Genomic DNA, 22,291 nt, shown 5'->3' on the forward strand with positions numbered 1-22,291 from the left:
AATAAGTTGCCGGAAGCCGGAGGTAGTATGGCCAAGCTTCTTAATCTGCTGGAATGGGCGAATTCAACTTATTCAACCCCTCCGTCTCTTTCAACACTTCGCCGCTGGGCGCGGGAGGGGCGCATTTTCCCTGCCCCGGAGCTTCACGGCAAAGAATATAAGGTTCAGCCTGACGCCATCTATGTGGATCCGAGCAAAAAGAACCTTCGTCACAAAGCAAAACACCTAGCGCTGCCAACTGGCGGCACTCTACTGGAGAGACTGACTCATGGCGAAAAGGCCAGTTCGTTACGACGCTAACCTGCCCCGTAACCTGACCTATCGTAAAAGAGACAGGCTTTATAGCTGGCGAAACCCGATTACCGGTCAAGAGTTATCTCTTGGCCGGATCGACAGAAAGGACGCCATTTCTCAGGCCATCGAAGCCAATAACTACATCGAACAGAATTACCTTCCGTCAGCGCTGCTGGACCGCATAAAGGAAACACCCACATTTACGGTGAAAGCGTGGCTTGAGCGTTACGAAGTAATTCTTGAGCGAAGAGAATTGAAGCCCAACACGATGAAGGTCAGGCGTAACCAGATCGCCACTATCAGTGATGAATTCGGACGTATGCCGCTATCTGCTGTCAGCACGAAGGACGTATCTTCTTTTCTTGAGAGTTACATACTCTGTGACAAGAAGAGCATGGCCTCCGGACTGCGTTCGGTGTTGTTGGATATTTTCAGGGAAGCGATTGTCGAAGGGCATATTGAAAGGAACCCGGCAGAGCCGACAAGAACGCCGACACCAAAAGTGAAGCGTGAGCGTCTTTTGCTTGAACAGTTTGAGATAATAAGAGATGCCGCAACAACCCATTCCGAATGGGCTGCAAATGCATGTGACCTTGCACTTGTCACCGGACAAAGAAGAGAGGACGTATCGTTGTTCAGATTCAGCGATATCAGGGATGGAAGGTTGTTTGTCACGCAGGAAAAGACAGGTCACAAATTGGCGTTGCCACTTGATTTGCGACTGGACTCTGCTGATTTGGTACTGCAGGATGTTATCGACCGTTGTCGTAAAAACAACCCGTCAGACTTCATGATTTATTCTTCGGTAAGGCGTGGCGGTAGGAAGCCAGGTCCGTTAACTCCGGACGGAATCACTCAAGCGTTTTCCGATATCAGGGATTCTACAGAGTTAAAGTTTGGCCCCAACCCTCCTCCGTTCCATGAAATCAGGAGTTTGGCGAGTAGACTCTATGAAAGGGAGCGCGGAGAGGATTTCGCACAGAGGCTGCTGGGGCATAAAAATTTAACAATGACCAAAAAATACCTGGACGCACGTGGTGCAGAATATGTTATGGTTTAGACAGGATATGGAAATTTCGAGTAATTTTCGTGGGATTTCGTGAAAACACCGAAAAAACCCAACGAAAACAAGAATATAAAAAGAGACCGAATACGATTCCTGTATTCGGTCCAGGGAAATGGCTCTTGGGAGAGAGCCGTGCGCTAAAAGTTGGCATTAATGCAGGCTAAGTTACCCTGCCATTTAAGAATAGATGACAGCGCCAGGTTTTCCAGTCCGCGACTAAAGAGGCCTGAAAAAAAGGACGATTGTCACACATCCAAACGTAAAAACCGCAAGTTCTCCTGAGCGAGCCTTGCGGTTTTTTATTGGAAATCAGAACGCTACATCTGACAATTAGCAGAGCTTTTCTGCACGCTCCACAAACGGTGCGAGGCTCATTTTTTCGCCCGGTTTCGCCGGGTCGTCAATCTGGATAATCTCGATCGGCTTCGCCGTAGTTTTCCCACTCTCTACCTGCTGTCTGGCAACATCATTCAATGGATATTGCACCAGCGTACTAGGATTGATGACATACAGCGCGTTACCCGGACGGCAGGTCAGCATCACCTCTTCCCGATTAAACGCCCACTTATCTTTGCCAACCTCAAAACGGCTGACGGTGATGACCTGTGGCGCAGCCAGCGCGGCCCCTGAACTTGCCAGTAGTAATAACGAGATAATGATTTTTTTCATGCGTTTCGCCAATCCATCAATCAGAAAGGTTCGAGGGTTGCAAACAGGCTGACAATCGCCAGCACAACGGCCCCAATTCCCCATTCCAGCTTAGTCATCCAAACAAAATAGAGTGTCATACTGCGGTTATCCTGCCGCATGCGTGGTACCAGAACATACCTATTCACCAGCGCAATCGCCACCATTAGCATCACCAGAGCACCTTTTAACAAAAGCAGTTGCCCGTAAGCCATGTGCCAGGGAACAGAAAAACCGACAATAAACAGCGCATTCATGATACCGGTAAGTAAAACGCCGATAACGAAAAGATGCCCGTAGCGGGAGAAACGCATCATAGTATTGATGGCCTGTTCCCGCCAGCGGCCTTGCGCCATTTGCATACAGTAAAGTACGGGCAGCAAACCGCCGAACCAGGCGGCAGCGCATACCAAATGCAAGGCGTGGTTAACCTGCTGGATTGCACCAGCGATACCGCTATGCAGCGTCGCGTGTCCGACGCCAGCCAGCAAAATAAACTGCGCAATCGTCAGCATTAACAGCCTTCGCGGCATGCTGCGCGGCACTATAATTACCACCACCAGCGTGACCAACGCGAGGATAATCTGCCATAACCAGACGCCGCCAAACTGCGTTTGCAACACGGCGCCCCATACGTCACTAGAAATAACATCCCGCCAGCCTGAGCCCATTAAACCACCCTGGATCGCCAGCATCAGCGTCGCGCTAATAAAGCTCCACGCTGCGGCATGTCGTTGCAGACGCAAAAAACGACGCATCATTAAACGACGAACCGAAACGGGAGCCAGCCATGCGCCGTAGAGCGCACAGCCAAAGACCAGCATCAACGTGGTAAAATGGATAAACCGTAGTGCAACCCAGGTAAATTCCAGCATCGGTTATTTCACGCTAAAGGTATATTGCCCCTTTGTCTTATGGCCATCCACGGAGACGACGTGCCAGTCGACAGTATATTTTCCGGCCTCAAGCGTTTGAGCAAGCGGAATAATCAGTTGTGTTTTGTCCTGTTCACTGCGTGATGCCTTGCCCGTTTTGATCTGTTCTTTGTTTGGGCCTGTTAGCGTTGCGCCGCTGAATCCCGGCTCGACACCTTCAGAGAAATTCAGCGTCAACGCCTGAGGAGATACCGCAACATCGGCATTAGCCGCCGGGCTTTGTTTCGTCAGGTGAGCATGAGCCAGGGCGGCGGGAGTTGCCAGAAGGCTGGCGAGTACGATGAGAGCGTTGCGAAGCATAGATGCAGATGAAGCCATTTCAACTATTCCTTTTTGTTATGTCTAATCTATAGAGAATAACCTTCTACAATGATCGAGTCGAGAATCATCATTTCGGTCTTGCCATTAATGCACACTCTTAGTAACTTTGCGCGCCGAAAGACAGAGAAAAGGAGAAGCCCATGAACATCAATCTGGCCAAACTTGAGCAAGCTGAAATGGATAAGGTCAATGTTGACCTGGCCGCGGCGGGTGTCGCATTTAAGGAGCGATACAACATGCCGGTTGTTGCCGAAGTCGTTGAGCGTGAACAGCCCGAACATTTACGCGACTGGTTTCGGGAAAGACTGATCGCGCACCGTCTGGCATCCGTTTCCCTTTCACGTTTACCCTACGAGCCTAAAGTTAAATAAAACTTATATTACGTTACGATTCCTTACATGATGCCTGCTACAGTATAAGTATATTCTTAATCTATACTTTAAAGATGGTTGTAGACACTATGAAAAGGAAATCATTATGTCGCACTGGAAAATCGCAGCAGCACAGTACGAACCTCTTCAAACCTCAGTTACCGAACATGTCGCGCATCACCTGCAATTCATTCAGGCAGCCGCTCAATGCCAATGTGAATTGCTGGTTTTCCCCTCCCTTTCCCTGTTGGGTTGTGTTGATGAGAATGACGCGCTCCCTGCCCCACCCGATGAAGCGTTGTTAGAACCTCTCGCGCATGCAGCCGTGACTTATCGCATGACGATTATTGCGGGGCTATCGGTAGAACATAACAATCGGTTCGTAAAAGGTATCGCGCTTTTCTCTCCCTGGATGACCTCCCCCTTAATGTTTCATCAGAGCCACGGGGCCTGTATCGCCAGACAGCAAAATGCCATCAGTGTTGTGGATAGCCAGCCGGAAGGTATCGATATCGACCCGGCGTACTCGCTATTCACCAGCAGTCAGTCTGTCAGTGAGCCCGAATTGCTCTCCTCCACATCTCGTCTACAGAGTTTCTCGCATAAATTTGCCATTGCGGTATTAATGGCCAATGCGCGTGGCAGCAGCGCGTTATGGGATGAGCAAGGTCGATTGATTGTTCGCGCAGACAGCGGTTCCTTACTCTTAACCGGTCAACGCACGCCACGGGGTTGGCAAGGTGATATCATTCCTTTACGCTAATCGTTTTGGGTCAGGAGCATGGCATGTTGCGCATAATAGATACAGAAACCTGTGGTCTGCAGGGAGGCATTGTTGAGATTGCTTCTGTCGATGTGGTTGACGGAAAAATAGTCAACCCCATGAGCCACCTGGTGCGTCCTGACCGCCCCATCAGCCCTCAGGCGATGGCAATTCATCGCATTACGGAAGCGATGGTGGCCGATAAACCGTGGATTGAAGATGTCATCCCACAATATTACGGCAGCGAATGGTACGTGGCGCACAATGCAAGTTTTGATCGCCGCGTATTACCCGACATGCCCGGGGAGTGGATTTGCACCATGAAACTCTCCCGTCGTTTGTGGCCAGGAATCAAATACAGCAACATGGCGCTGTATAAATCGCGCAAGCTGAGCGTGCAGACGCCAGCTGGCCTGCATCATCACCGTGCCCTGTACGACTGCTACATCACCGCGGCACTGCTGATCGACATCATACAGACGTCTGGCTGGTCAGCAGAACAGATGGTCGATATTACCGGCCGTCCTGCGTTACTCACTACTTTCACTTTTGGTAAGTATCGCGGAAAACCTGTATCAGAAGTGGCTGAACGCGATCCGGGCTATCTGCGCTGGTTATTTAATAACCTCGACAGTATGAGCCCGGAGCTGCGCTTAACGCTGAAGCACTATCTGGATAACGCCTGAGCAGACGCCTGCCCAGGCAGTGTCCCCTGCGCCAGTCCGATCAAAAACGCGTATTCCAGGGCCACGCCTTCGTATGATTTAAAACGCCCGGATTTTCCGCCATGCCCGGAATCCATATCCGTGCAGAGTAACAGCAGACGATCGTCCGTTTTCAGCTCACGCAGTTTTGCCACCCATTTTGCCGGTTCCCAGTATTGCACCTGGGAGTCGTGTAATCCCGTCGTAACCAGCAGATGAGGATAAGCCTGCGCTGTAACATTGTCATACGGGCTGTAGCTTTTCATGTAGGTGTAATACTCTTCGTCCTGCGGATTCCCCCACTCTTCAAACTCACCGGTCGTCAGGGGAATGGACTCATCCAGCATCGTGGTCACCACATCGACAAAAGGCACTTGCGCAATGACGCCATGGAAGAGTTCCGGGCGCTCATTAATGGCAACACCCATTAACATTCCTCCGGCGCTCCCCCCCATGCCATAACACAGCGAAGGCGCGCCATAACCCATTTTTAGCAGCGCGTCGCAGACGTCGAGGTAGTCATTGAAGGTATTTTTCTTGAGCAGAAACTTACCGTCTTCGTACCACTGCTGTCCTAACTCGCCGCCGCCACGCACATGAGCAATGGCATAAACAAAGCCGCGATCCAGTAAGCTCAAGCGGCTGCTGCTGAAATCGGCGTCCATGCTGGCGCCATACGAGCCATAGCCGTAGACCAGTAACGGGTTTTTCCCTTTCAGGAAATACTTTTGATGGTAAACCAGCGAAACCGGAACCTCGGTGCCATCACGCGCGGTGATCCAGACGTGTTCGCTACGGTAGTTCGCCGCATCAAACCCTGGGACCTCCGTCTGTTTGAGTACGCGACGTTCTCCGGTGTCCATATCCAGTTCAAACAGCGTGTCCGGTGTGGTCATGGAGGAATAGCCATAACGCAGGCGCGATGTCTCAGGTTCTGGATTATAGGCAAGCCATGTCACATACGCCGGATCATCAAAAGCGATGCCGACCACTTCGCGCGTTTTACGATTAATCTGTCGCAGGCTGGTTAAGCCCCGCTGACGCTCTTCCACCACCAGCCAGTCTGTGAACAGCGTAAAGCCCTCCAACATGACGCTGTCGCGCGGCGGGATCAGCGTCTCCCAGGCTTGTTCATCACGCACACGGGTACGGTACAGGCCGAAATTTTTACCCTGACGGTTGGAACGCAGATAAAACGTATGCTGATAGTGATCGAGGCTGTACTCGTGATCTTTGCGTCGCGCTAAAAAGACTAACGGCTCGGCATCCGCCAGTTCTGCGTCAAGCAGCAAAACCTCACTGGTGGTCGCGCTGGCGATATGAATAACCACATAATGTAACGAGGTGGTTTTATGCAGACTGACATAAAACATGTCATCGGCTTCTTCATACACCAGCTCATCCAGTGATGACGGCGAGCCGACGGTATGCCGCCACACTTGATACGGGAGCAGCGTCGTTGCGTGTTTGCGCACGTAATAGAAGGTTTGCGAGTCATTCGCCCAGACCAGATCCGCTTCAACGTTTTCCAGCACTTCCGGATACCAGTTGCCGCTTTGCAGATTGCGAAAACGCACACCATATTGCCGACGAGAGAGATAATCTTCGGCCAACGCCATGATGGTGTTATCCGGAGATATCGCCAGTCCCCCCAGCGTATAAAACTCACTGTGGGCCGCGCGCTGGTTACCATCCAGCAAGGTGTCCCATTCATCCCACTCTTCACTGAAGGCAGACTGACGCTGATAAATGGCATATTCGCACCCCGGTTCATAAATATGCCGGTAGCGATAACCATTCTTCACATAGGGGGCGGAAGCATCCTGAGGCGGGATACGGTCGATAATCTCTTTCAGGACGCGATCCTGCAATGCCTGCTGCGAGGCCATAATCTGGCGGCCATACGCATTTTCTTGTTGCAGATAATCCAGCACTTCTGGCTGCGAGCGGGTGTCATCTCGCAGCCAGTAATAATTATCAACACGGGTATCGCCATGATTCGTCATGGCGTGGGGAATACGAGAAGCTTTTGGTAGCATGTCATTGTTCTTTTGCTTAAACATCCTATAAGGGTGGCAAAAGACAGCAATGATGCAAGCGAAACATGCGCCTTAACGGTAAGTAATTAACCCGGTAAAGCCTGTTTTTGTTCCTTGAGATCCTGTTCAATGCCTTCACGAACATCCTGCGGGATCTTCAACGCATCGCCCAGCGCGTTCAGATAGCTACGCTCCATAAAGTGGTCGATATCAATCGCCGCACAGCTCAGGAAGTAAATTTCCAGCGCCTCTTCTTCGTTGCGGATCCCTTGTGCCAGGCGCTGAGGATCTAACGGTTGTTCAATAGCGCGTTCGATCAGAACGCGGCCCTGCTCTTCCACGCCTGCTTCACGGAGCTGCTGCTCGATGGCGGTACGTTCTTTGGCATCAATGTGACCATCGCTTTTCGCAGCAAAAACCAGCGCCAGGATCAGTCGTTCGGTTCGCTCATCCAGCGGCGAGCTTTGTGCACCGAACTGCGGTTCACCCTGATGCGCCGCGCGAACCTTATCCTTGTATTTGTTCCATAACACGGTACCGGCAACCGCACCGCCGCCCACCAGAAGCGCGCTGGTGCCGTATTTACTCAGTAATTTACGTGAAGATTTGTTGGCAACCAGTAATCCTGCCAGACCGCCTAACGCGCCGGGAACCAGAAGTTTACTCAGCCCTTGCTCACCAGAAGATGACGCGGAAGATCCTTTTTGCCCAAGAAGAGATTGAAGTTGATTCAGCCAGTTAGCCATGTTGCCCCTCAAGTACAGACGAATAATCATCAAAGCGTACCCGAGGGGATGTCAGGAAGTGTTCAGGTCATCAAAAGAAGTGCAAATACCTTCTACCTTCGTTACTGCGACTGATACTCCGCCGTTCCGGCTTTGCAGTCGACTTTTACCTGGTAGTGAATATCCGCGCTTTTACCGCGAACCGTGAGGGGAACTGACCATTTCCCATCTTTACCCGTAATATCGGGCGTATTGACCCAGGCGACAGGATCGGCTTGCCCGACGCGTTTTTGATCGTCAGCCCAGCGCGCGATGCGATTTTGCTGATAATCACGTTTCACGCTCGCCGCGATACCGTCAGCATTCAGTCCTTCGCACTTGGGGAACTGAACTTTCTTGCTTTCCATATTTGCCGCAAATACAGATACGCTGGCAGATAACAACAGCAGGCTCAACAACGCTCTTTTTTTATACATTCTTTTCTCCTTAATCTCCCCTTCGTCCTTCAGGTTGCCTGTTGCAACGTGAAAAGACGTCAGGGATTGCACAATGATTCAGGGAAAAGCATGGTACAAAACGTCAGGAGCGCAAGTCGTTTCAGGCAGCCTGAGTATCATCCTCAGCGTGCGCATCGTTTTCGACCGCCTGCGGAGAGGGCAGCTTGCCGTTTTTCAGAATGGCGCTCAGCACATCTTTCTGCTCAGCCAGCCACAGGGAAAGCGCTTCGCGCTGCTCGTCTTCCAGCGCTACCGGCGATTGCTCGAGCCATGTGTCGAGCAAATCTGCTGTATCAAGCATTTTGTCATACGCATCGGCTTCCTTTTTGCTGGTAAACGACATTTTTTCCTCACCTTCCCGAATGACTACGTATTTAACTTCAACCGCCATTTTTGCAGCCTCTTAAATTACCTGTATTTATGTACAGTATATTCTTTTTGCGCCTTGAAATCAACCTGGTAATAAAGACAGACGCAAACGTTTTCGTATATACTGCGCCCAGATAAAACAGGGGATTAATTTATGACGTTATTAGGCACAGCGCTGCGTCCCGCAGCAACGCGAGTGATGTTATTAGGTTCAGGTGAACTGGGTAAAGAGGTAGCGATTGAATGCCAACGCCTGGGTGTGGAAGTCATTGCCGTGGATCGTTACCCCGACGCGCCAGCCATGCACGTTGCCCATCGCTCATACGTAATCAACATGCTGGATGGCGATGCTTTACGCCAGCTCGTCGAGCGTGAAAAACCACATTATATCGTGCCGGAAATAGAGGCGATTGCCACGGATATGCTGGTAAAACTGGAACAGGACGGTCAAAACATCGTGCCGTGCGCCCGGGCGACGCAGTTGACCATGAACCGCGAAGGAATCCGTCGTCTCGCCGCCGAAGAATTATCTCTACCGACCTCTTCTTACCGCTTTGCTGACAGCGAAGCCCGCTTTCGCGAGGCCGTCGCCGAAATCGGCTATCCCTGCATCGTGAAGCCGGTAATGAGTTCCTCCGGTAAGGGACAGAGCTTTATCCGTTCCGCCGATCGACTCACTGAAGCCTGGAATTATGCTCAACAAGGCGGCCGAGCAGGTGCCGGACGCGTTATCGTCGAAGGCGTAGTGAATTTTGATTTTGAAATCACCCTGCTTACCGTCAGCGCCGTTGATGGCGTACATTTCTGCGCACCGGTAGGACATCGTCAGGAAGATGGCGATTATCGCGAATCCTGGCAGCCGCAGCAGATGAGTGAACTGGCGCTGGCTCGAGCGCAGGAGATTGCCCGTAAGGTGGTGCTGGCGCTGGGCGGCCACGGTCTGTTTGGGGTAGAGCTATTTGTCTGCGGTGATGAGGTCATTTTCAGCGAAGTTTCCCCTCGCCCTCACGACACGGGTATGGTGACCTTGATTTCGCAGGATCTGTCTGAGTTTGCCCTGCATGTACGCGCATTTCTCGGTCTACCGGTTGGCGCAATCCGTCAGTATGGGCCTTCTGCTTCCGCCGTTATTCTGCCGCAGCTTACCAGCCAGAATGTCACGTTTGATAACGTACAGGCCGCTGTGGGCACAGGTATGCAAGTCAGATTCTTCGGCAAGCCGGACATCGACGGGAGCCGTCGTATGGGCGTTGTGCTGGCCACAGCGCAGAGTATTGAAGACGCAGTGACACGCGCGAAAGACGCGGCGGCACAGGTGAAAGTCGCAGGATAAAAAACGGGCCAGATGGCCCGTTTCAGACTCGCAGGCCCGGTAATGATTACCGGGCATTTTGCGTTATTACAGCTTCGCGCCTTCTACTGCTTCACGAGCCAGCTTGGTAATGCGTGCGTAATCACCAGCTTCCAGCGCATCTGCCGGAACCAGCCAGGAACCACCGATGCACAGCACGCTTTTCAGTGCCAGGTAATCACGGTAGTTCGCTGGAGAGATACCGCCGGTTGGGCAGAAACGGACCTGAGAGAACGGACCCGCAATTGCCTGCAGCGCTTTAGTACCGCCGTTTGCTTCCGCCGGGAAGAATTTGAACTCTTTCAAACCGTAGTCCATACCCAGCATCAGTTCAGACACGGTGCTGATGCCTGGGATCAGCGGAATAGTGCCTTCAGTTGCAGCTTTCAACAGCGGCTCGGTCAGGCCCGGGCTGATAGCAAACTGCGCACCCGCTTCAGTGACTTCAGCCAGCTGCTGTGGATTCAGTACGGTACCCGCACCAACGATAGCGTCGGGAACTTCTTTTGCGATCGCGCGAATGGCATCCATCGCACATGCGGTACGTAAGGTCACTTCCAGAACGCGCACGCCCCCTGCAACCAGCGCTTTTGCCATTGGCACCGCGTGTTCCAGTTTATTAACCACGATAACCGGTACAACCGGGCCAGTGGTCAGGATTGCTTCTGCACTTGTCTTCCAGTTTTTCATCAGAGTTTTCTCTCGCCTGATTACAAAATAAGTCTTAAAAAGTGATACAGGTTGCGCCCTGCTCCGCACCGGACAGCTTTTCACGCAACGCGCTGAACATTTCACGTCCCGTACCCACGCGCGATGCGCTGAGATCAGGAATGTGTGGCTGACGGGAGGCAAGTTCCTCTTCATCCACCAGCAGCGTCAATTCACCTGTCTGTCCATTCACACGAATGATGTCGCCATCGCGTACTTTTGCCAGCAGCCCGCCATCATAGGCTTCCGGGGTTACATGGATTGCTGAAGGCACTTTACCTGAAGCACCTGAAAGTCGTCCATCGGTAACTAACGCAATTTTGAAACAACGGTCCAATAATACACCAAGTGGCGGCATGAGTTTATGTAATTCTGGCATTCCGTTCGCTTTTGGTCCCTGATGGCGCACAACCACCACGCAATCCCGGTCAAGCAGACCGGCATCGAACGCGGGTAACACATCATGCTGACTTTCAAAGACGACTGCCGGTGCTTCAATAATCTGGTTTTCTACCGGTACCGCCGACGTTTTCATCACCGCACGGCCGAGGTTGCCGCTCAGCACTTTGGTGCCGCCGTGGTGGGAGAATGGTTGGTCAAAGGTGGCGATCACGTTGCTGTCCAGAGACTTCACCGCCCCTTCGCGCCAGTCCAGTTCACCCTCGTTAAGCCACGGTTCCATGGTGTAGCGGGATAAACCGAATCCGGCAACGGTGTTCACATCTTCATGTAGCAGACCCGCATTAAGCAGTTCACGCATTAACACCGGTACGCCACCCGCCGCCTGGAAGTGGTTAATATCTGCTGGACCATTCGGGTACAGACGCGCCATCAGCGGCACGATATCGGACAGATCGGAGAAATCATCCCAGTTAATCAGAATCCCGGCCGCACGCGCCATAGCCACCAGGTGCATCGTATGGTTGGTAGAGCCCCCGGTCGCCAGCAGCGCCACAATACCGTTCACTACCACTTTTTCATCGATCATTTTACCGATCGGCATCCATTCATTGCCGTTGCCGGTCAGGCGTGTTACCTGACGGGCTGCAGCCGCGGTCAGCGCTTCACGCAGCGGCGCATCAGGATGTACAAATGAGGAGCCAGGCAGTTGCATACCCATAAACTCCACCACCATCTGGTTAGTGTTCGCCGTGCCGTAGAACGTACAGGTACCCGGAGCGTGATAAGACGCCGCTTCGGATTCAAGAAGCGCCATGCGATCGACTTTACCTTCAGCATACAGCTGACGGATACGCACTTTTTCTTTGTTCGCCAGACCGCTCGCCATCGGACCGGAAGGAATAAAGATTGACGGCAGATGACCAAATGACAGCGCAGCCATTACCAGGCCTGGGACAATTTTGTCGCACACGCCGAGGAACAACGCGCCGTCGAACATGTTGTGGGAAAGGCCCACTGCAGCAGACATCGCAATCACTTCACGACTGAGCAGCGAAAGCTCCATACCATCCTGTCCCTGGGTCACACCGTCGCACATTGCAGGTACACCGCCAGCAACCTGGCCTACTGCATTGGCTTCATGCAGTGCTTTACGAATGATGGCCGGATAGTGTTCATACGGCTGATGCGCGGAAAGCATGTCGTTATAGGAGGTAATGATCGCGATATTGTTACGCAGCATGCTTTTCAGCGAGGCCTTATCGTCCGGCTGACACGCAGCAAAACCATGCGCCAGGTTACCGCATGCCAGTTGCGAGCGATGAACGGTAGTTGATTTCGCTTGTTCAATACGGGCGAGGTAGGCGGAACGTGTGTCACGAGAACGTTCGACGATACGTTGTGTTACGCGTAACAAATTCGGATTCATAGAGGCTCCTAAAATTTATCTGTCAGAGCGTTGGATCAACAATGTGTTTCAGTTGGGTAAAAATAGCTGAATCGCTTGTTGGCCGTAGCTCAGGGGCAAAATCGTTTCAGGCAGTGTAATAAAAAAAGCCCCGCGGGTGAATCCACGCGGAGCTTAAAAGTGCAAAAATTATTCTACAATCTGTGTTAGATCATGTTACCGGTAAAATAACACCTATGGGCTAGATGATATTTTACTCGAATTCGTTCCAGGAACGACCATCTCGGGTAATCATCGCCACAGAAGCAACCGGGCCCCAGGTCCCTGCCTGATACGGCTTCGGCGCGTCGTTGTCCATCGCCCAGGCTTCGGTAATTGAGTCGACCCACTTCCATGCTTCTTCAACTTCATCACGACGCACAAACAGCGCCTGTATTCCGCGCATTGTTTCGAGCAGCAGGCGCTCATAGGCGTCGGCAAGGTGCGTCTGGTTGAAGGTTTCGGAATAGCTCAGATCAAGCTTGGTAATTTGCAGATTATGCTTGTGATCCAGACCCGGCACTTTGTTCAGTACCTGGATATCGACACCTTCATCAGGCTGCAAACGGATGGTCAACTTGTTCTGCGGCAGATCCTGCCAGGATTCTCTGAACAGATTCAGCTCAGGCGTTTTGAAGTAAACCACCACTTCAGAGCACTTCGTCGGTAAACGTTTACCGGTACGCAGGTAGAACGGAACTCCCGCCCAGCGCCAGTTATCGATATCCACACGGATCGCCACAAACGTTTCCGTGTTGCTGCTCTTGTTCGCGCCTTCTTCTTCAAGATACCCCGGCACTTTTTTGCCCTGGGCAAACCCCGCGGTGTACTGACCGCGAACCGTTTTTTCACGTACGTTCGAACGATCGATACGACGCAGCGATTTCAGTACCTTCACTTTTTCATCACGAATGCTGTCGGCGCTCAGATCGGACGGCGGAGACATCGCAATCATGCACAGGATCTGCAGCAGGTGGTTCTGAATCATGTCGCGCATTTGACCTGCCTGGTCAAAATAGCCCCAACGGCCTTCAATACCCACTTCTTCCGCCACGGTAATTTCTACGTGATCGATAGTGCGGTTATCCCAGTTGTTCACAAACAGGGAGTTGGCAAAACGCAGTGCCAGCAGATTCAGGACCGTCTCTTTGCCAAGATAGTGGTCGATACGATAAACCTGACACTCTTCGAAATACTCGCCGACCTGATCGTTGATTTCACGGGATGTTGCCAGCGACGTACCCAGCGGTTTTTCCATCACAACACGGGCTGGTTTAGCATTCAGCTTTGCTTCACCCAGGCCTTTGCAGATCGCGCCAAAGGTACTCGGCGGCATCGCGAAATAGTTAATGGTGGTACGTGATTTTTGATCCAGCATTTCGCCCAGACGGCTAAACGCGGCGGTGTCATTGACGTCCAGATTACAAAACTCCAGACGACCGCTGAGAGTCTCCCACAAACCTTCGTCGATTTTTTCTTTCATGAAGGTTTCGAGCGCTTCACGCACAACCTTGGTATAGGCTGCTTTGTCCCAGTCGGCACGCCCTACCCCAATGATACGGGTTTCCGGGTTAATCTGGCCGGCCTTTTCCAGTTGATACAGGGAAGGCAGCAATTTCCGCCGCGCCAGGTCGCCCTTCGCGCCGAAAATGACCAGGTCACATGCCTGGGCTGTTTGCGTTACCGCCATGTCATTCTCCTCAATTAAGTGCCTGGTGCTTTTGCCAGACACTGGTTGTAATTTTATTACAGTGCACTGTACTGCTTTTACGTGAATCCGGAAACCGTAAACGCTTATCCAGCCGTGCTGTTACCGCGAACAGTCGCTTTATGGGCGTTTGTCGTCGCAAATTGGACAAAAAAGTCGTCTTTTTTCGTACCCCTGAAGACGTAAGAAAACCCGACTCCGATCATGTAATGAAAAAAAACAACAACTATTCTGTCCATTTTGCCCCGTTGCTGCATTAGCAGGGGTAATATCTATACACGAAATTATGCCCCGATTTCTCCGTATCATTGAAATCGTTTTTGCCCATGACCCATGAGTCTACCTACATCATGAATATGCTGGAAAAAATCCAGTTAAAACTGGAACAGTTGAGCAAGTCAGAGCGTAAAGTCGCCGACATTATTCTTGCCTCTCCCGAGCGGGCAATCCATTCAAGCATCGCCACACTTGCTGTGGAAGCCAATGTCAGCGAACCGACGGTGAACCGTTTCTGTCGCAGCATGGATACCCGCGGCGTCCCTGATTTTAAACTGCATCTGGCGCAAAGTCTGGCAAATGGCACCCCATATGTTAATCGCAATGTGGATGAGGATGACAGCGTAGAATCTTACACGGCGAAAATCTTCGAGTCAGCGATGGCAAGCCTCGACCACGTCCGCCAGTCTCTGGATAACGCAGCGGTAAACCGGGCAGTAGATTTATTAACTCAGGCGAAAAAAATTGCCTTCTTTGGCCTCGGTTCTTCTGCCGCAGTGGCGCATGACGCAATGAATAAATTTTTCCGGTTTAACGTACCGGTAATCTATTCCGACGATATTGTTCTGCAACGCATGAGTTGCATGAATTGTAGTGACGACGACGTCATTGTGCTTATTTCTCATACCGGAAGAACCAAAAGTCTGGTGGAACTGGCGCAGTTGGCGCGGGAAAATGACGCCATGGTTATCGCCCTCACCTCTCCCGGCACGCCACTGGCGCGTGAAGCAACGCTGGCAATTACCCTCGATGTACCGGAAGATACTGACATTTATATGCCCATGGTCTCTCGACTTGCTCAACTGACCGTGATAGATGTGCTGGCTACAGGATTTACTTTGCGCCGTGGGGCAAAATTTAGAGATAACTTGAAGCGTGTCAAGGAAGCGCTCAAGGAATCGCGTTTTGATAAAGAATTACTCATCAAGAGTGATGACCGCTAAAAGCAATAACAATGTTCTACCCTTTTATCATCCGGGTCGTTCATTTACCGTTAATATTTGAGAACGACCGGATTAATGTTCACGCAACACCAAGTTGTTTCAGTCAACGGAGTATTACATGTCCAGAAGGCTTCGCAGAACCAAAATCGTTACCACGTTAGGCCCGGCAACTGACCGCGATAATAACCTTGAAAAGATTATCGCCGCGGGTGCAAACGTCGTACGTATGAACTTTTCTCACGGCTCTCCAGAAGATCACAAACTGCGGGCGGATAAGGTCCGTGAAATTGCCGCAAAACTGGGACGTCATGTAGCTATTTTGGGTGACCTGCAGGGACCTAAAATCCGCGTATCAACCTTTAAAGAAGGTAAAGTATTTCTTAACGTTGGCGACAAGTTCCTGTTAGACGCCAACCTCGGCAAAGGCGAAGGCGACAAAGAAAAAGTCGGTATTGATTATAAAGGACTGCCTGCTGACGTCGTCCCGGGCGATATCCTGCTGCTCGACGACGGTCGCGTACAGCTTAAAGTGCTGGAAGTCCAGGGCATGAAAGTCTTCACCGAAGTTACCGTCGGTGGCCCACTGTCCAACAATAAGGGCATTAACAAACTGGGCGGCGGTCTCTCTGCTGAAGCCCTGACCGAAAAAGACAAAGCCGACATCGTCACCGCTGCGCAAATCAGCGTTGACTATCTGGCCGTCTCCTTCCCGCGCTGCGGCGAAGATCTGAACTATGCCCGCCGTCTGGCGCGCGACGCTGGCTGCGATGCGAAAATTGTCGCCAAGGTAGAACGTGCAGAAGCCGTCTGCGACCAGAATGCGATGGATGACATCATCCTTGCCTCCGACGTGGTGATGGTGGCGCGTGGCGACCTGGGCGTTGAAATTGGCGATCCTGAGCTGGTAGGTATTCAGAAAGCGTTGATTCGCCGCGCACGTCAGCTGAACCGTGCGGTCATTACCGCCACGCAGATGATGGAGTCGATGATCACCAACCCAATGCCGACCCGTGCGGAAGTGATGGACGTGGCTAACGCCGTCCTCGACGGTACCGATGCCGTTATGCTCTCTGCAGAAACTGCAGCAGGTCAGTACCCGGCTGAAACCGTCGCGGCTATGGCACGCGTCTGTTTGGGTGCTGAGAAGATCCCGAGCATCAACGTCTCTAAACACCGCCTTGACGTGCAGTTTGATAACGTTGAAGAAGCGATTGCCATGTCAGCGATGTATGCCGCTAACCACCTGAAAGGGGTCACCGCTATCATCACAATGACGGAATCCGGTCGTACTGCGCTGATGACTTCACGTATCAGTTCTGGTCTGCCGATTTTCGCGATGTCTCGTCATGAACGTACGCTGAATCTGACTTCCCTGTATCGCGGCGTCACCCCGGTTCACTTTGACAGCGAAACAGACGGCGTCGTTGCCGCCAGTGAAGCAGTGAACCTGCTGCGCGATAAAGGCTATCTGGTTTCCGGCGATCTGGTCATTGTGACGCAAGGCGATGTCATGAGCACCATTGGCTCAACGAATACCACGCGTATTCTGACCGTCGAGTAACGCCCCGTTTGACGTAAAAAAGCCTCTCGTTTGAGAGGCTTTTTTTTATTTCTTCGGATAAAGATCTTTGCGCTTATAAGGCTCAATTTCACCGGGTTTGCGCGTCTTAAGCAGTTTTAGAATCCAGGTGTATTGCTCGAGATGCGGCGTCACAAAGATTTCCACTTCTTCGTTCATTCGTCTGGCAATGGTGTGGTCATCCGCCGTCAGGATGTCATCCATCGGAGGACGAACCTGAATCGTTAAGCGATGCGTTTTCCCATTGTATACCGGGAACAGCGGCACCACACGGGCGTGACACACCTTCATCAGGCGGCCAATCGCCGGTAACGTGGCTTTATAGGTAGCAAAAAAATCCACAAACTCGCTGTGCTCAGGGCCATGGTCCTGATCCGGCAGGTAGTATCCCCAATATCCCTGACGTACAGACTGAATAAACGGTTTGATGCCATCATTACGCGCATGCAAACGACCACCGAAACGACGGCGTACCGTGTTCCAGACATAATCGAATACCGGGTTTCCCTGATTGTGGAACATCGCAGCCATTTTCTGTCCCTGGGAAGCCATCAGCATCGCTGGGATATCTACGCCCCAACCATGAGGAACCAGAAAAATCACTTTTTCATCGTTGCGACGCATCTCTTCGATGATTTCCAGCCCCTGCCAGTCGACCCGATGCTGAATTTTTTCCGGACCGCGTATGGCGAGTTCCGACATCATAACCATCGCCTGAGGCGCAGTCGCAAACATCTCATCGACAATAGCTTCACGCTCAGCTTCGCTGCGCTCAGGAAAGCAGAGGGATAAATTGATCAGTGCTCTGCGACGCGAGCTTTTTCCCAGCCGCCCGGCCATTCTTCCGAGCTTTGCCAGAATTGGATCGCGAAATGATGCTGGCGTTAACGAAATGCCTGCTATCGCCGCCACACCAAGCCATGCACCCCAGTAGCGCGGATGGCGAAATGATTTGTGAAACTCGGGGATATATTCAATATTCTTTTTTTTCGTTTCCATGCTCTTCCAGTGTCTGGTGCGGCGAAAAGTAGATCTGCTGATAGTGTAGCGGCGCGCGATGCGCCGTACAAAATAAAAAAGCCGGCACGCATAGCGTACCGGCTCTGTCAGCGTGTTAATTAATCGAAACGCAACTGAGGAACAACCTCTTTCACCTGTGCCAGGTAATCGGTACGATCCGACCCGGTCAGACCTTCTGTGCGCGGCAGTTTCGCCGTCAGAGGATTCACTGCCTGCTGGTTGATCCAGACTTCGTAGTGCAGATGCGGACCCGTTGAACGCCCGGTATTGCCAGACAGCGCGATACGATCGCCACGTTTCACTTTTTGTCCTGGTTTGACCAACAACTTACGCAGGTGCATATAACGTGTGGTATAGGTGCGACCATGACGAACCGCAACATAGTATCCGGCTGCGCCGCTGCGCTTCGCTACAACCACTTCGCCATCACCCACCGACAGCACCGGCGTCCCCTGCGGCATCGCAAAGTCGACACCTTTGTGCGGCGCAACGCGTCCGGTCACCGGGTTCAGACGACGCGGGTTAAAGTTGGAAGAGATGCGGAACTGCTTAGCCGTCGGGAAACGCATAAAGCCTTTCGCCAGTCCGGTACCGTTGCGGTCATAGAACTTACCGTCTTCAGCACGGATTGCGTAATAATCTTTACCTTCAGAACGCAAGCGGACGCCCAGCAGTTGGCTTTGCTCACGTTTACCGTCCAGCATTTCGCGAGACATCAGTACCGAGAACTCATCGCCTTTTTTCAGTTTGCGGAAATCCATCTGCCACTGCATGGCCTTAATCACTGCGCTGATTTCAGAGCTGGTCAGTCCGGCATCTTTGGCACTGGCGACGAAACTTCCGCCCACGGTGCCTTTGATTCGGCTGTTAACCCAATCGCCCTGCTGCATTTCGCTGCTCATTTTGAAACCCGTCGCGGTGCGATCGTAAGTACGGGTTTCACGACGGGAGACTTCCCAGGTCAGGCGCTGCAAGTCACCTTCCGCGCCTAGCGTCCAGGAAAGTTGCTGACCAATTTTCAGGTTACGCAGTTGTTTGTCGGAAGCCGCGAGCTGGCTGATGTCACCCATATCGATGCCGTACTGATTCAGAATACTGCTCAGCGTATCGCCCGTGGAGACAACATACTCATGCACGCCGGCTTCACCAGACGTTTTGTCATCCAGTTCGTCCTGTGGGATAGCTTCGTCTTCCTGAGCGGCCTGATCGATAGGTTCGCTGGCCTCAGGCAATAGTGAGCGAATCTCGCTTTTTTCCAGCTCGATAGTTTTGACGATGGGTGCAGAATCAGGATGGTAAACATAGGGCCGCCAGACAGCGACGGCCAATGTCAGTACGGTAAGCGACCCCAGCATAACGCGATGGGGCCGCGGCAGATTATTAAATGCCAGAGCGACAGAGCGGGCTATCTGTTGCACGTAATCACTTCCTCATTAATCTCCTTTCAGGCAGCTCGCATACTGGTTGGCTAATTGGTTCAAAAACGCTGAATAGCTTGTTTTACCCAGTTTGATATTCGTTCCGAGCGGATCCAACGTTCCCATTCGAACGGATGTCCCTCTCGCGACGGCTTCAACGACCGCTGGCCTGAACTGTGGCTCAGCAAAAACGCAGGTTGCTTTTTGCTCAACCAACTGTGTTCTTATTTCATGTAAACGCTGCGCACCAGGTTGAATCTCAGGGTTCACGGTAAAGTGACCAAGCGGTGTTAGTCCGTAGTGTTTTTCGTAGTAGCCATAGGCGTCATGAAAAACGAAGTAACCTTTTCCCTTGAGCGGCGCGAGCTCGTTACCTACCTGCTTATCGGTTGCGGCTAATTGTGCCTCAAAATCCTTCAGGTTGGCGTCAAGTTTGGCTCGACTTTGCGGCATAAGTTCCACTAATTTTTCATGGATTGCAACCGCTGAGGCCCGTGCTATCTCTGGGGAAAGCCAAAGATGCATGTTGTAATCGCCGTGATGGTGATGCTCGTCACTTTTTTCACTGCCGGCATCATTATGTCCATGATCGTCATCATCGTCATCAGCACCTTTCATGAGTAACGGCTTCACGTCATTGAGCTGCGCAATCGTTACCTGTTTTGCGTTAGGAATATTCTTGACTGATTTTTCCATAAACGCTTCCATCTCAGGTCCAATCCAAACGACTAAGTCCGCGCCCTGTAAGCGTTTTACGTCTGAAGGACGCAATGAGTAATCGTGTTCGGAAGCCCCGTCAGGCAGCAGAACCTGGGTGTCAGTAACCCCGTCAGCAATGGCTGAAGCGATAAACCCCAGCGGCTTAAGAGAAGCCACGACAGCGGCATTTGCCGACTGTGTTGCACTACCCCAAAGAGCAGCGGATAATGCTGCGAAAAGAAGCGTATTTTTATGTAACATAATGCGACCAATCATCGTAATGAATGTGAGAATTGTGATATTATAACATTCTATAACTTCTGCAAGACTAAAATTGATATGACGACTTTGGTTTCACTGGAAAATGTCTCGGTCTCTTATGGTCAACGCCGCGTCCTCTCTGACGTATCGCTTGAACTTCGACCCGGTAAAATATTGACGCTTCTCGGCCCAAATGGTGCCGGGAAATCTACGCTGGTGCGCGTTGTATTAGGGCTGGTAGAGGCTGATGAGGGAGTTATCAAGCGTAATGGTCGATTGCGGATTGGCTATGTGCCGCAAAAACTGTACCTCGATACGACGCTTCCGCTGACGGTAAGTCGGTTTATGCGCCTACGTCCCGGCACCAAAAAAGAAGATATCCTTCCGGCACTGAAGCGTGTTCAGGCCGGACATCTGATGAATGCGCCGATGCAAAAACTCTCTGGCGGGGAGACACAACGCGTCCTGTTGGCCCGTGCTTTATTGAATAAACCTCAGCTACTGGTGCTTGATGAGCCAACCCAGGGCGTGGATGTCAATGGGCAAGTCGCACTGTACGATCTTATCGACCAGTTGCGACGTGAACTGGATTGCGCCGTACTGATGGTTTCTCATGACCTGCATCTGGTGATGGCAAAAACCGATGAGGTACTGTGCCTGAACCATCATATTTGTTGTTCTGGTGCGCCGGAAGTGGTTTCCATGCACCCGGAATTCATCTCAATGTTCGGACAACGCGGTGCCGAACAACTCGGAATTTACCGTCATAATCATAATCACCGCCACGATTTACAGGGTCGTATCGTCTTACGCCGGGGAAATGGTCACTCATGATTGAATTGTTATTACCCGGTTGGTTAGCCGGGATCATGCTGGCCTGTGCCGCTGGCCCGCTCGGCTCGTTTGTGGTCTGGCGTCGAATGTCTTATTTCGGTGATACGCTGGCCCACGCTTCGCTACTGGGGGTCGCCTTTGGCCTGCTGCTGGATGTAAACCCTTTCTATGCGGTCATCGTCGTCACCTTGATGCTGGCAGGCGGTCTGGTATGGCTGGAAAAACGCCCCCACCTCGCGATCGATACTTTATTGGGCATTATGGCCCACAGTGCGCTGTCATTAGGGCTGGTTGTCGTCAGCCTGATGTCCAACATCCGAGTGGATCTGATGGCCTACCTGTTTGGTGATTTGCTCGCCGTGACGCCAGAAGATCTTATTTCCATCGCCATTGGGGTGGTTATCGTTCTGGCGATTTTGTTCTGGCAGTGGCGCAACCTGCTGTCGATGACCATCAGTCCGGATCTGGCATTTGTGGATGGCGTGAAACTGCAACGCGTTAAGCTGCTGCTGATGCTGGTCACAGCATTAACTATTGGCGTGGCGATGAAATTTGTCGGAGCGTTAATTATCACCTCTCTGCTTATTATCCCTGCGGCAACCGCACGTCGCTTTGCCCGTACGCCAGAACAGATGGCAGGGGTTGCCGTTGGTGTGGGAATGATAGCGGTTACAGGCGGGCTGACCTTCTCGGCCTTCTATGACACCCCGGCAGGTCCTTCCGTGGTGCTGTGTGCTGCGCTGCTGTTTATCTTCAGCATGATGAAAAAACAGGCGAGCTAATGCGTATTTTAGCCGGATGGAGGCTATCGCCTTATCCGGCTTTTTATTTCATGAGCGAAATGCTTCCCTTCCCGCGGTTTATTAAATGTTTATC

General features: G+C 51.8%; 23 protein-coding genes. 10 read left to right on the forward strand and 13 right to left on the reverse strand.

Translation table 11 applies throughout. From position 1 onward, the window contains the following. The first annotated feature begins 27 nt into the window (after positions 1–27). Together OGV52_RS14665 and OGV52_RS14670 are read left to right on the forward strand one after the other, a co-directional pair. On the forward strand, positions 28–300 hold the full coding sequence (locus OGV52_RS14665; protein WP_072034353.1) for an excisionase: 273 nt from the start codon (positions 28–30) through the stop codon (positions 298–300). Then, the gene (locus OGV52_RS14670; protein ID WP_047415377.1) at positions 269–1,354 is read left to right on the forward strand and encodes a tyrosine-type recombinase/integrase; all 1,086 of its coding nucleotides are present in this window, start codon (positions 269–271) and stop codon (positions 1,352–1,354) included. Before OGV52_RS14665 ends, OGV52_RS14670 begins: the two co-directional genes overlap by 32 nt. Positions 1,355–1,690: 336 nt before the next feature. On the opposite strand, the gene OGV52_RS14675 is transcribed toward OGV52_RS14670, so the two are convergent. The 3 genes from OGV52_RS14675 to yobA are packed head-to-tail and all read right to left on the reverse strand — an operon-like array spanning position 1,691 to position 3,300. Beyond that, the gene (locus OGV52_RS14675; RefSeq protein ID WP_003833793.1) at positions 1,691–2,029 is read right to left on the reverse strand and encodes a YebY family protein; all 339 of its coding nucleotides are present in this window, start codon (positions 2,027–2,029) and stop codon (positions 1,691–1,693) included. A gap of 20 nt (positions 2,030–2,049) precedes the next feature. Further along, positions 2,050–2,922, reverse strand: coding sequence for a copper homeostasis membrane protein CopD (copD, locus tag OGV52_RS14680; protein WP_287108700.1), 873 nt, complete (start codon positions 2,920–2,922; stop codon positions 2,050–2,052). 3 nt (positions 2,923–2,925) lie between these two features. Next, positions 2,926–3,300, reverse strand: a complete 375-nt coding sequence (gene yobA, locus OGV52_RS14685; RefSeq protein WP_047415373.1) for a CopC domain-containing protein YobA — start codon at positions 3,298–3,300, stop codon at positions 2,926–2,928. Positions 3,301–3,443: 143 nt separating this feature from the next. On the opposite strand from yobA, the gene OGV52_RS14690 reads away from it, so the two are divergent. The 3 genes from OGV52_RS14690 to exoX all read left to right on the forward strand — a co-directional run bounded on the left by OGV52_RS14690 (position 3,444) and on the right by exoX (position 5,123). Further along, entirely contained in the window at positions 3,444–3,674 is a 231-nt protein-coding gene (locus OGV52_RS14690) for a DNA polymerase III subunit theta (protein ID WP_003034925.1), read from the forward strand. 106 nt (positions 3,675–3,780) lie between these two features. Further along, entirely contained in the window at positions 3,781–4,437 is a 657-nt protein-coding gene (locus OGV52_RS14695) for a carbon-nitrogen hydrolase family protein (RefSeq protein ID WP_047415371.1), read from the forward strand. A gap of 23 nt (positions 4,438–4,460) precedes the next feature. Next, complete coding sequence (gene exoX / locus OGV52_RS14700; protein WP_016152773.1) at positions 4,461–5,123, forward strand: exodeoxyribonuclease X; 663 nt, start codon at positions 4,461–4,463, stop codon at positions 5,121–5,123. On the opposite strand, the gene ptrB is transcribed toward exoX, so the two are convergent. The 4 genes from ptrB to yebG all read right to left on the reverse strand — a co-directional run bounded on the left by ptrB (position 5,105) and on the right by yebG (position 8,793). Further along, positions 5,105–7,180, reverse strand: coding sequence for an oligopeptidase B (gene ptrB, locus OGV52_RS14705; RefSeq protein ID WP_200049512.1), 2,076 nt, complete (start codon positions 7,178–7,180; stop codon positions 5,105–5,107). The two genes, exoX and ptrB, sit on opposite strands and share 19 nt — an antisense overlap. 86 nt (positions 7,181–7,266) lie before the next feature. Next, a complete protein-coding gene (locus OGV52_RS14710; protein WP_016156220.1) occupies positions 7,267–7,926 on the reverse strand; it encodes a tellurite resistance TerB family protein in 660 nt (219 codons plus the stop codon). Positions 7,927–8,027: 101 nt separating this feature from the next. Beyond that, positions 8,028–8,381 carry a protein YebF gene (yebF, locus tag OGV52_RS14715; RefSeq protein ID WP_016152770.1) on the reverse strand — a complete coding sequence of 118 codons (354 nt, stop codon included), beginning with the start codon at positions 8,379–8,381 and terminating at the stop codon, positions 8,028–8,030. A 121-nt stretch (positions 8,382–8,502) separates the two neighbouring features. Further along, a complete protein-coding gene (gene yebG, locus OGV52_RS14720; protein WP_003833810.1) occupies positions 8,503–8,793 on the reverse strand; it encodes a DNA damage-inducible protein YebG in 291 nt (96 codons plus the stop codon). A 132-nt stretch (positions 8,794–8,925) separates the two neighbouring features. On the opposite strand from yebG, the gene purT reads away from it, so the two are divergent. Next, a complete protein-coding gene (gene purT, locus OGV52_RS14725) occupies positions 8,926–10,104 on the forward strand; it encodes a formate-dependent phosphoribosylglycinamide formyltransferase (RefSeq protein ID WP_047501996.1) in 1,179 nt (392 codons plus the stop codon). A 66-nt stretch (positions 10,105–10,170) separates the two neighbouring features. On the opposite strand, the gene kdgA is transcribed toward purT, so the two are convergent. The 3 genes from kdgA to zwf form a co-directional block, all read right to left on the reverse strand. Further along, entirely contained in the window at positions 10,171–10,812 is a 642-nt protein-coding gene (gene kdgA / locus OGV52_RS14730) for a bifunctional 4-hydroxy-2-oxoglutarate aldolase/2-dehydro-3-deoxy-phosphogluconate aldolase (RefSeq protein WP_016152768.1), read from the reverse strand. Between the two features lie 34 nt (positions 10,813–10,846). Next, on the reverse strand, positions 10,847–12,658 hold the full coding sequence (edd, locus tag OGV52_RS14735) for a phosphogluconate dehydratase (RefSeq protein ID WP_047358576.1): 1,812 nt from the start codon (positions 12,656–12,658) through the stop codon (positions 10,847–10,849). Between the two features lie 232 nt (positions 12,659–12,890). Beyond that, a complete protein-coding gene (gene zwf, locus OGV52_RS14740; RefSeq protein ID WP_003034896.1) occupies positions 12,891–14,366 on the reverse strand; it encodes a glucose-6-phosphate dehydrogenase in 1,476 nt (491 codons plus the stop codon). A 368-nt stretch (positions 14,367–14,734) separates the two neighbouring features. Here zwf and OGV52_RS14745 point away from each other — a divergent pair, with 368 nt between their 5' ends. Next, the gene (locus OGV52_RS14745; RefSeq protein WP_287108741.1) at positions 14,735–15,604 is read left to right on the forward strand and encodes a MurR/RpiR family transcriptional regulator; all 870 of its coding nucleotides are present in this window, start codon (positions 14,735–14,737) and stop codon (positions 15,602–15,604) included. A gap of 118 nt (positions 15,605–15,722) precedes the next feature. Beyond that, positions 15,723–17,165 carry a pyruvate kinase gene (pyk, locus tag OGV52_RS14750; RefSeq protein WP_016152765.1) on the forward strand — a complete coding sequence of 481 codons (1,443 nt, stop codon included), beginning with the start codon at positions 15,723–15,725 and terminating at the stop codon, positions 17,163–17,165. Positions 17,166–17,210: 45 nt separating this feature from the next. Here pyk and lpxM read toward each other — a convergent pair whose 3' ends face one another. The 3 genes from lpxM to znuA form a co-directional block, all read right to left on the reverse strand. Beyond that, positions 17,211–18,182: a lauroyl-Kdo(2)-lipid IV(A) myristoyltransferase gene (gene lpxM / locus OGV52_RS14755; RefSeq protein WP_047501988.1), complete on the reverse strand. Its 972-nt coding sequence runs from the start codon at positions 18,180–18,182 to the stop codon at positions 17,211–17,213. A 119-nt stretch (positions 18,183–18,301) separates the two neighbouring features. Beyond that, entirely contained in the window at positions 18,302–19,621 is a 1,320-nt protein-coding gene (gene mepM, locus OGV52_RS14760) for a murein DD-endopeptidase MepM (RefSeq protein ID WP_016152763.1), read from the reverse strand. A gap of 15 nt (positions 19,622–19,636) precedes the next feature. Further along, positions 19,637–20,581, reverse strand: coding sequence for a zinc ABC transporter substrate-binding protein ZnuA (gene znuA, locus OGV52_RS14765; protein WP_019076521.1), 945 nt, complete (start codon positions 20,579–20,581; stop codon positions 19,637–19,639). Between the two features lie 78 nt (positions 20,582–20,659). Between znuA and znuC the strand changes: the two genes are divergently transcribed. Together znuC and znuB are read left to right on the forward strand one after the other, a co-directional pair. Then, complete coding sequence (znuC, locus tag OGV52_RS14770; protein ID WP_016152761.1) at positions 20,660–21,415, forward strand: zinc ABC transporter ATP-binding protein ZnuC; 756 nt, start codon at positions 20,660–20,662, stop codon at positions 21,413–21,415. Beyond that, positions 21,412–22,197: a zinc ABC transporter permease subunit ZnuB gene (gene znuB / locus OGV52_RS14775; protein WP_103766149.1), complete on the forward strand. Its 786-nt coding sequence runs from the start codon at positions 21,412–21,414 to the stop codon at positions 22,195–22,197. The genes znuC and znuB overlap by 4 nt, the downstream gene beginning before the upstream one ends. Positions 22,198–22,291: the final 94 nt, after the last annotated feature.

The organism is Citrobacter sp. Cb041, from assembly GCF_030336655.1.
Classification (GTDB): domain Bacteria; phylum Pseudomonadota; class Gammaproteobacteria; order Enterobacterales; family Enterobacteriaceae; genus Citrobacter; species Citrobacter braakii.

Excerpts from the sequence above, each read along its gene's own strand:
- OGV52_RS14665 (WP_072034353.1), top strand. The coding sequence starts at position 28 with ATGGCCAAGCTTCTTAATCTGCTGGAATGGGCGAATTCAACTTATTCA.
- OGV52_RS14670 (WP_047415377.1), top strand. The coding sequence starts at position 269 with ATGGCGAAAAGGCCAGTTCGTTACGACGCTAACCTGCCCCGTAACCTG.
- OGV52_RS14675 (WP_003833793.1), bottom strand. The coding sequence starts at position 2,029 with ATGAAAAAAATCATTATCTCGTTATTACTACTGGCAAGTTCAGGGGCC.
- copD (WP_287108700.1), bottom strand. The coding sequence starts at position 2,922 with ATGCTGGAATTTACCTGGGTTGCACTACGGTTTATCCATTTTACCACG.
- yobA (WP_047415373.1), bottom strand. The coding sequence starts at position 3,300 with ATGGCTTCATCTGCATCTATGCTTCGCAACGCTCTCATCGTACTCGCC.
- OGV52_RS14690 (WP_003034925.1), top strand. The coding sequence starts at position 3,444 with ATGAACATCAATCTGGCCAAACTTGAGCAAGCTGAAATGGATAAGGTC.
- OGV52_RS14695 (WP_047415371.1), top strand. The coding sequence starts at position 3,781 with ATGTCGCACTGGAAAATCGCAGCAGCACAGTACGAACCTCTTCAAACC.
- exoX (WP_016152773.1), top strand. The coding sequence starts at position 4,461 with ATGTTGCGCATAATAGATACAGAAACCTGTGGTCTGCAGGGAGGCATT.
- ptrB (WP_200049512.1), bottom strand. The coding sequence starts at position 7,180 with ATGCTACCAAAAGCTTCTCGTATTCCCCACGCCATGACGAATCATGGC.
- OGV52_RS14710 (WP_016156220.1), bottom strand. The coding sequence starts at position 7,926 with ATGGCTAACTGGCTGAATCAACTTCAATCTCTTCTTGGGCAAAAAGGA.
- yebF (WP_016152770.1), bottom strand. The coding sequence starts at position 8,381 with ATGTATAAAAAAAGAGCGTTGTTGAGCCTGCTGTTGTTATCTGCCAGC.
- yebG (WP_003833810.1), bottom strand. The coding sequence starts at position 8,793 with ATGGCGGTTGAAGTTAAATACGTAGTCATTCGGGAAGGTGAGGAAAAA.
- purT (WP_047501996.1), top strand. The coding sequence starts at position 8,926 with ATGACGTTATTAGGCACAGCGCTGCGTCCCGCAGCAACGCGAGTGATG.
- kdgA (WP_016152768.1), bottom strand. The coding sequence starts at position 10,812 with ATGAAAAACTGGAAGACAAGTGCAGAAGCAATCCTGACCACTGGCCCG.
- edd (WP_047358576.1), bottom strand. The coding sequence starts at position 12,658 with ATGAATCCGAATTTGTTACGCGTAACACAACGTATCGTCGAACGTTCT.
- zwf (WP_003034896.1), bottom strand. The coding sequence starts at position 14,366 with ATGGCGGTAACGCAAACAGCCCAGGCATGTGACCTGGTCATTTTCGGC.
- OGV52_RS14745 (WP_287108741.1), top strand. The coding sequence starts at position 14,735 with ATGAATATGCTGGAAAAAATCCAGTTAAAACTGGAACAGTTGAGCAAG.
- pyk (WP_016152765.1), top strand. The coding sequence starts at position 15,723 with ATGTCCAGAAGGCTTCGCAGAACCAAAATCGTTACCACGTTAGGCCCG.
- lpxM (WP_047501988.1), bottom strand. The coding sequence starts at position 18,182 with ATGGAAACGAAAAAAAAGAATATTGAATATATCCCCGAGTTTCACAAA.
- znuA (WP_019076521.1), bottom strand. The coding sequence starts at position 20,581 with ATGTTACATAAAAATACGCTTCTTTTCGCAGCATTATCCGCTGCTCTT.
- znuC (WP_016152761.1), top strand. The coding sequence starts at position 20,660 with ATGACGACTTTGGTTTCACTGGAAAATGTCTCGGTCTCTTATGGTCAA.
- znuB (WP_103766149.1), top strand. The coding sequence starts at position 21,412 with ATGATTGAATTGTTATTACCCGGTTGGTTAGCCGGGATCATGCTGGCC.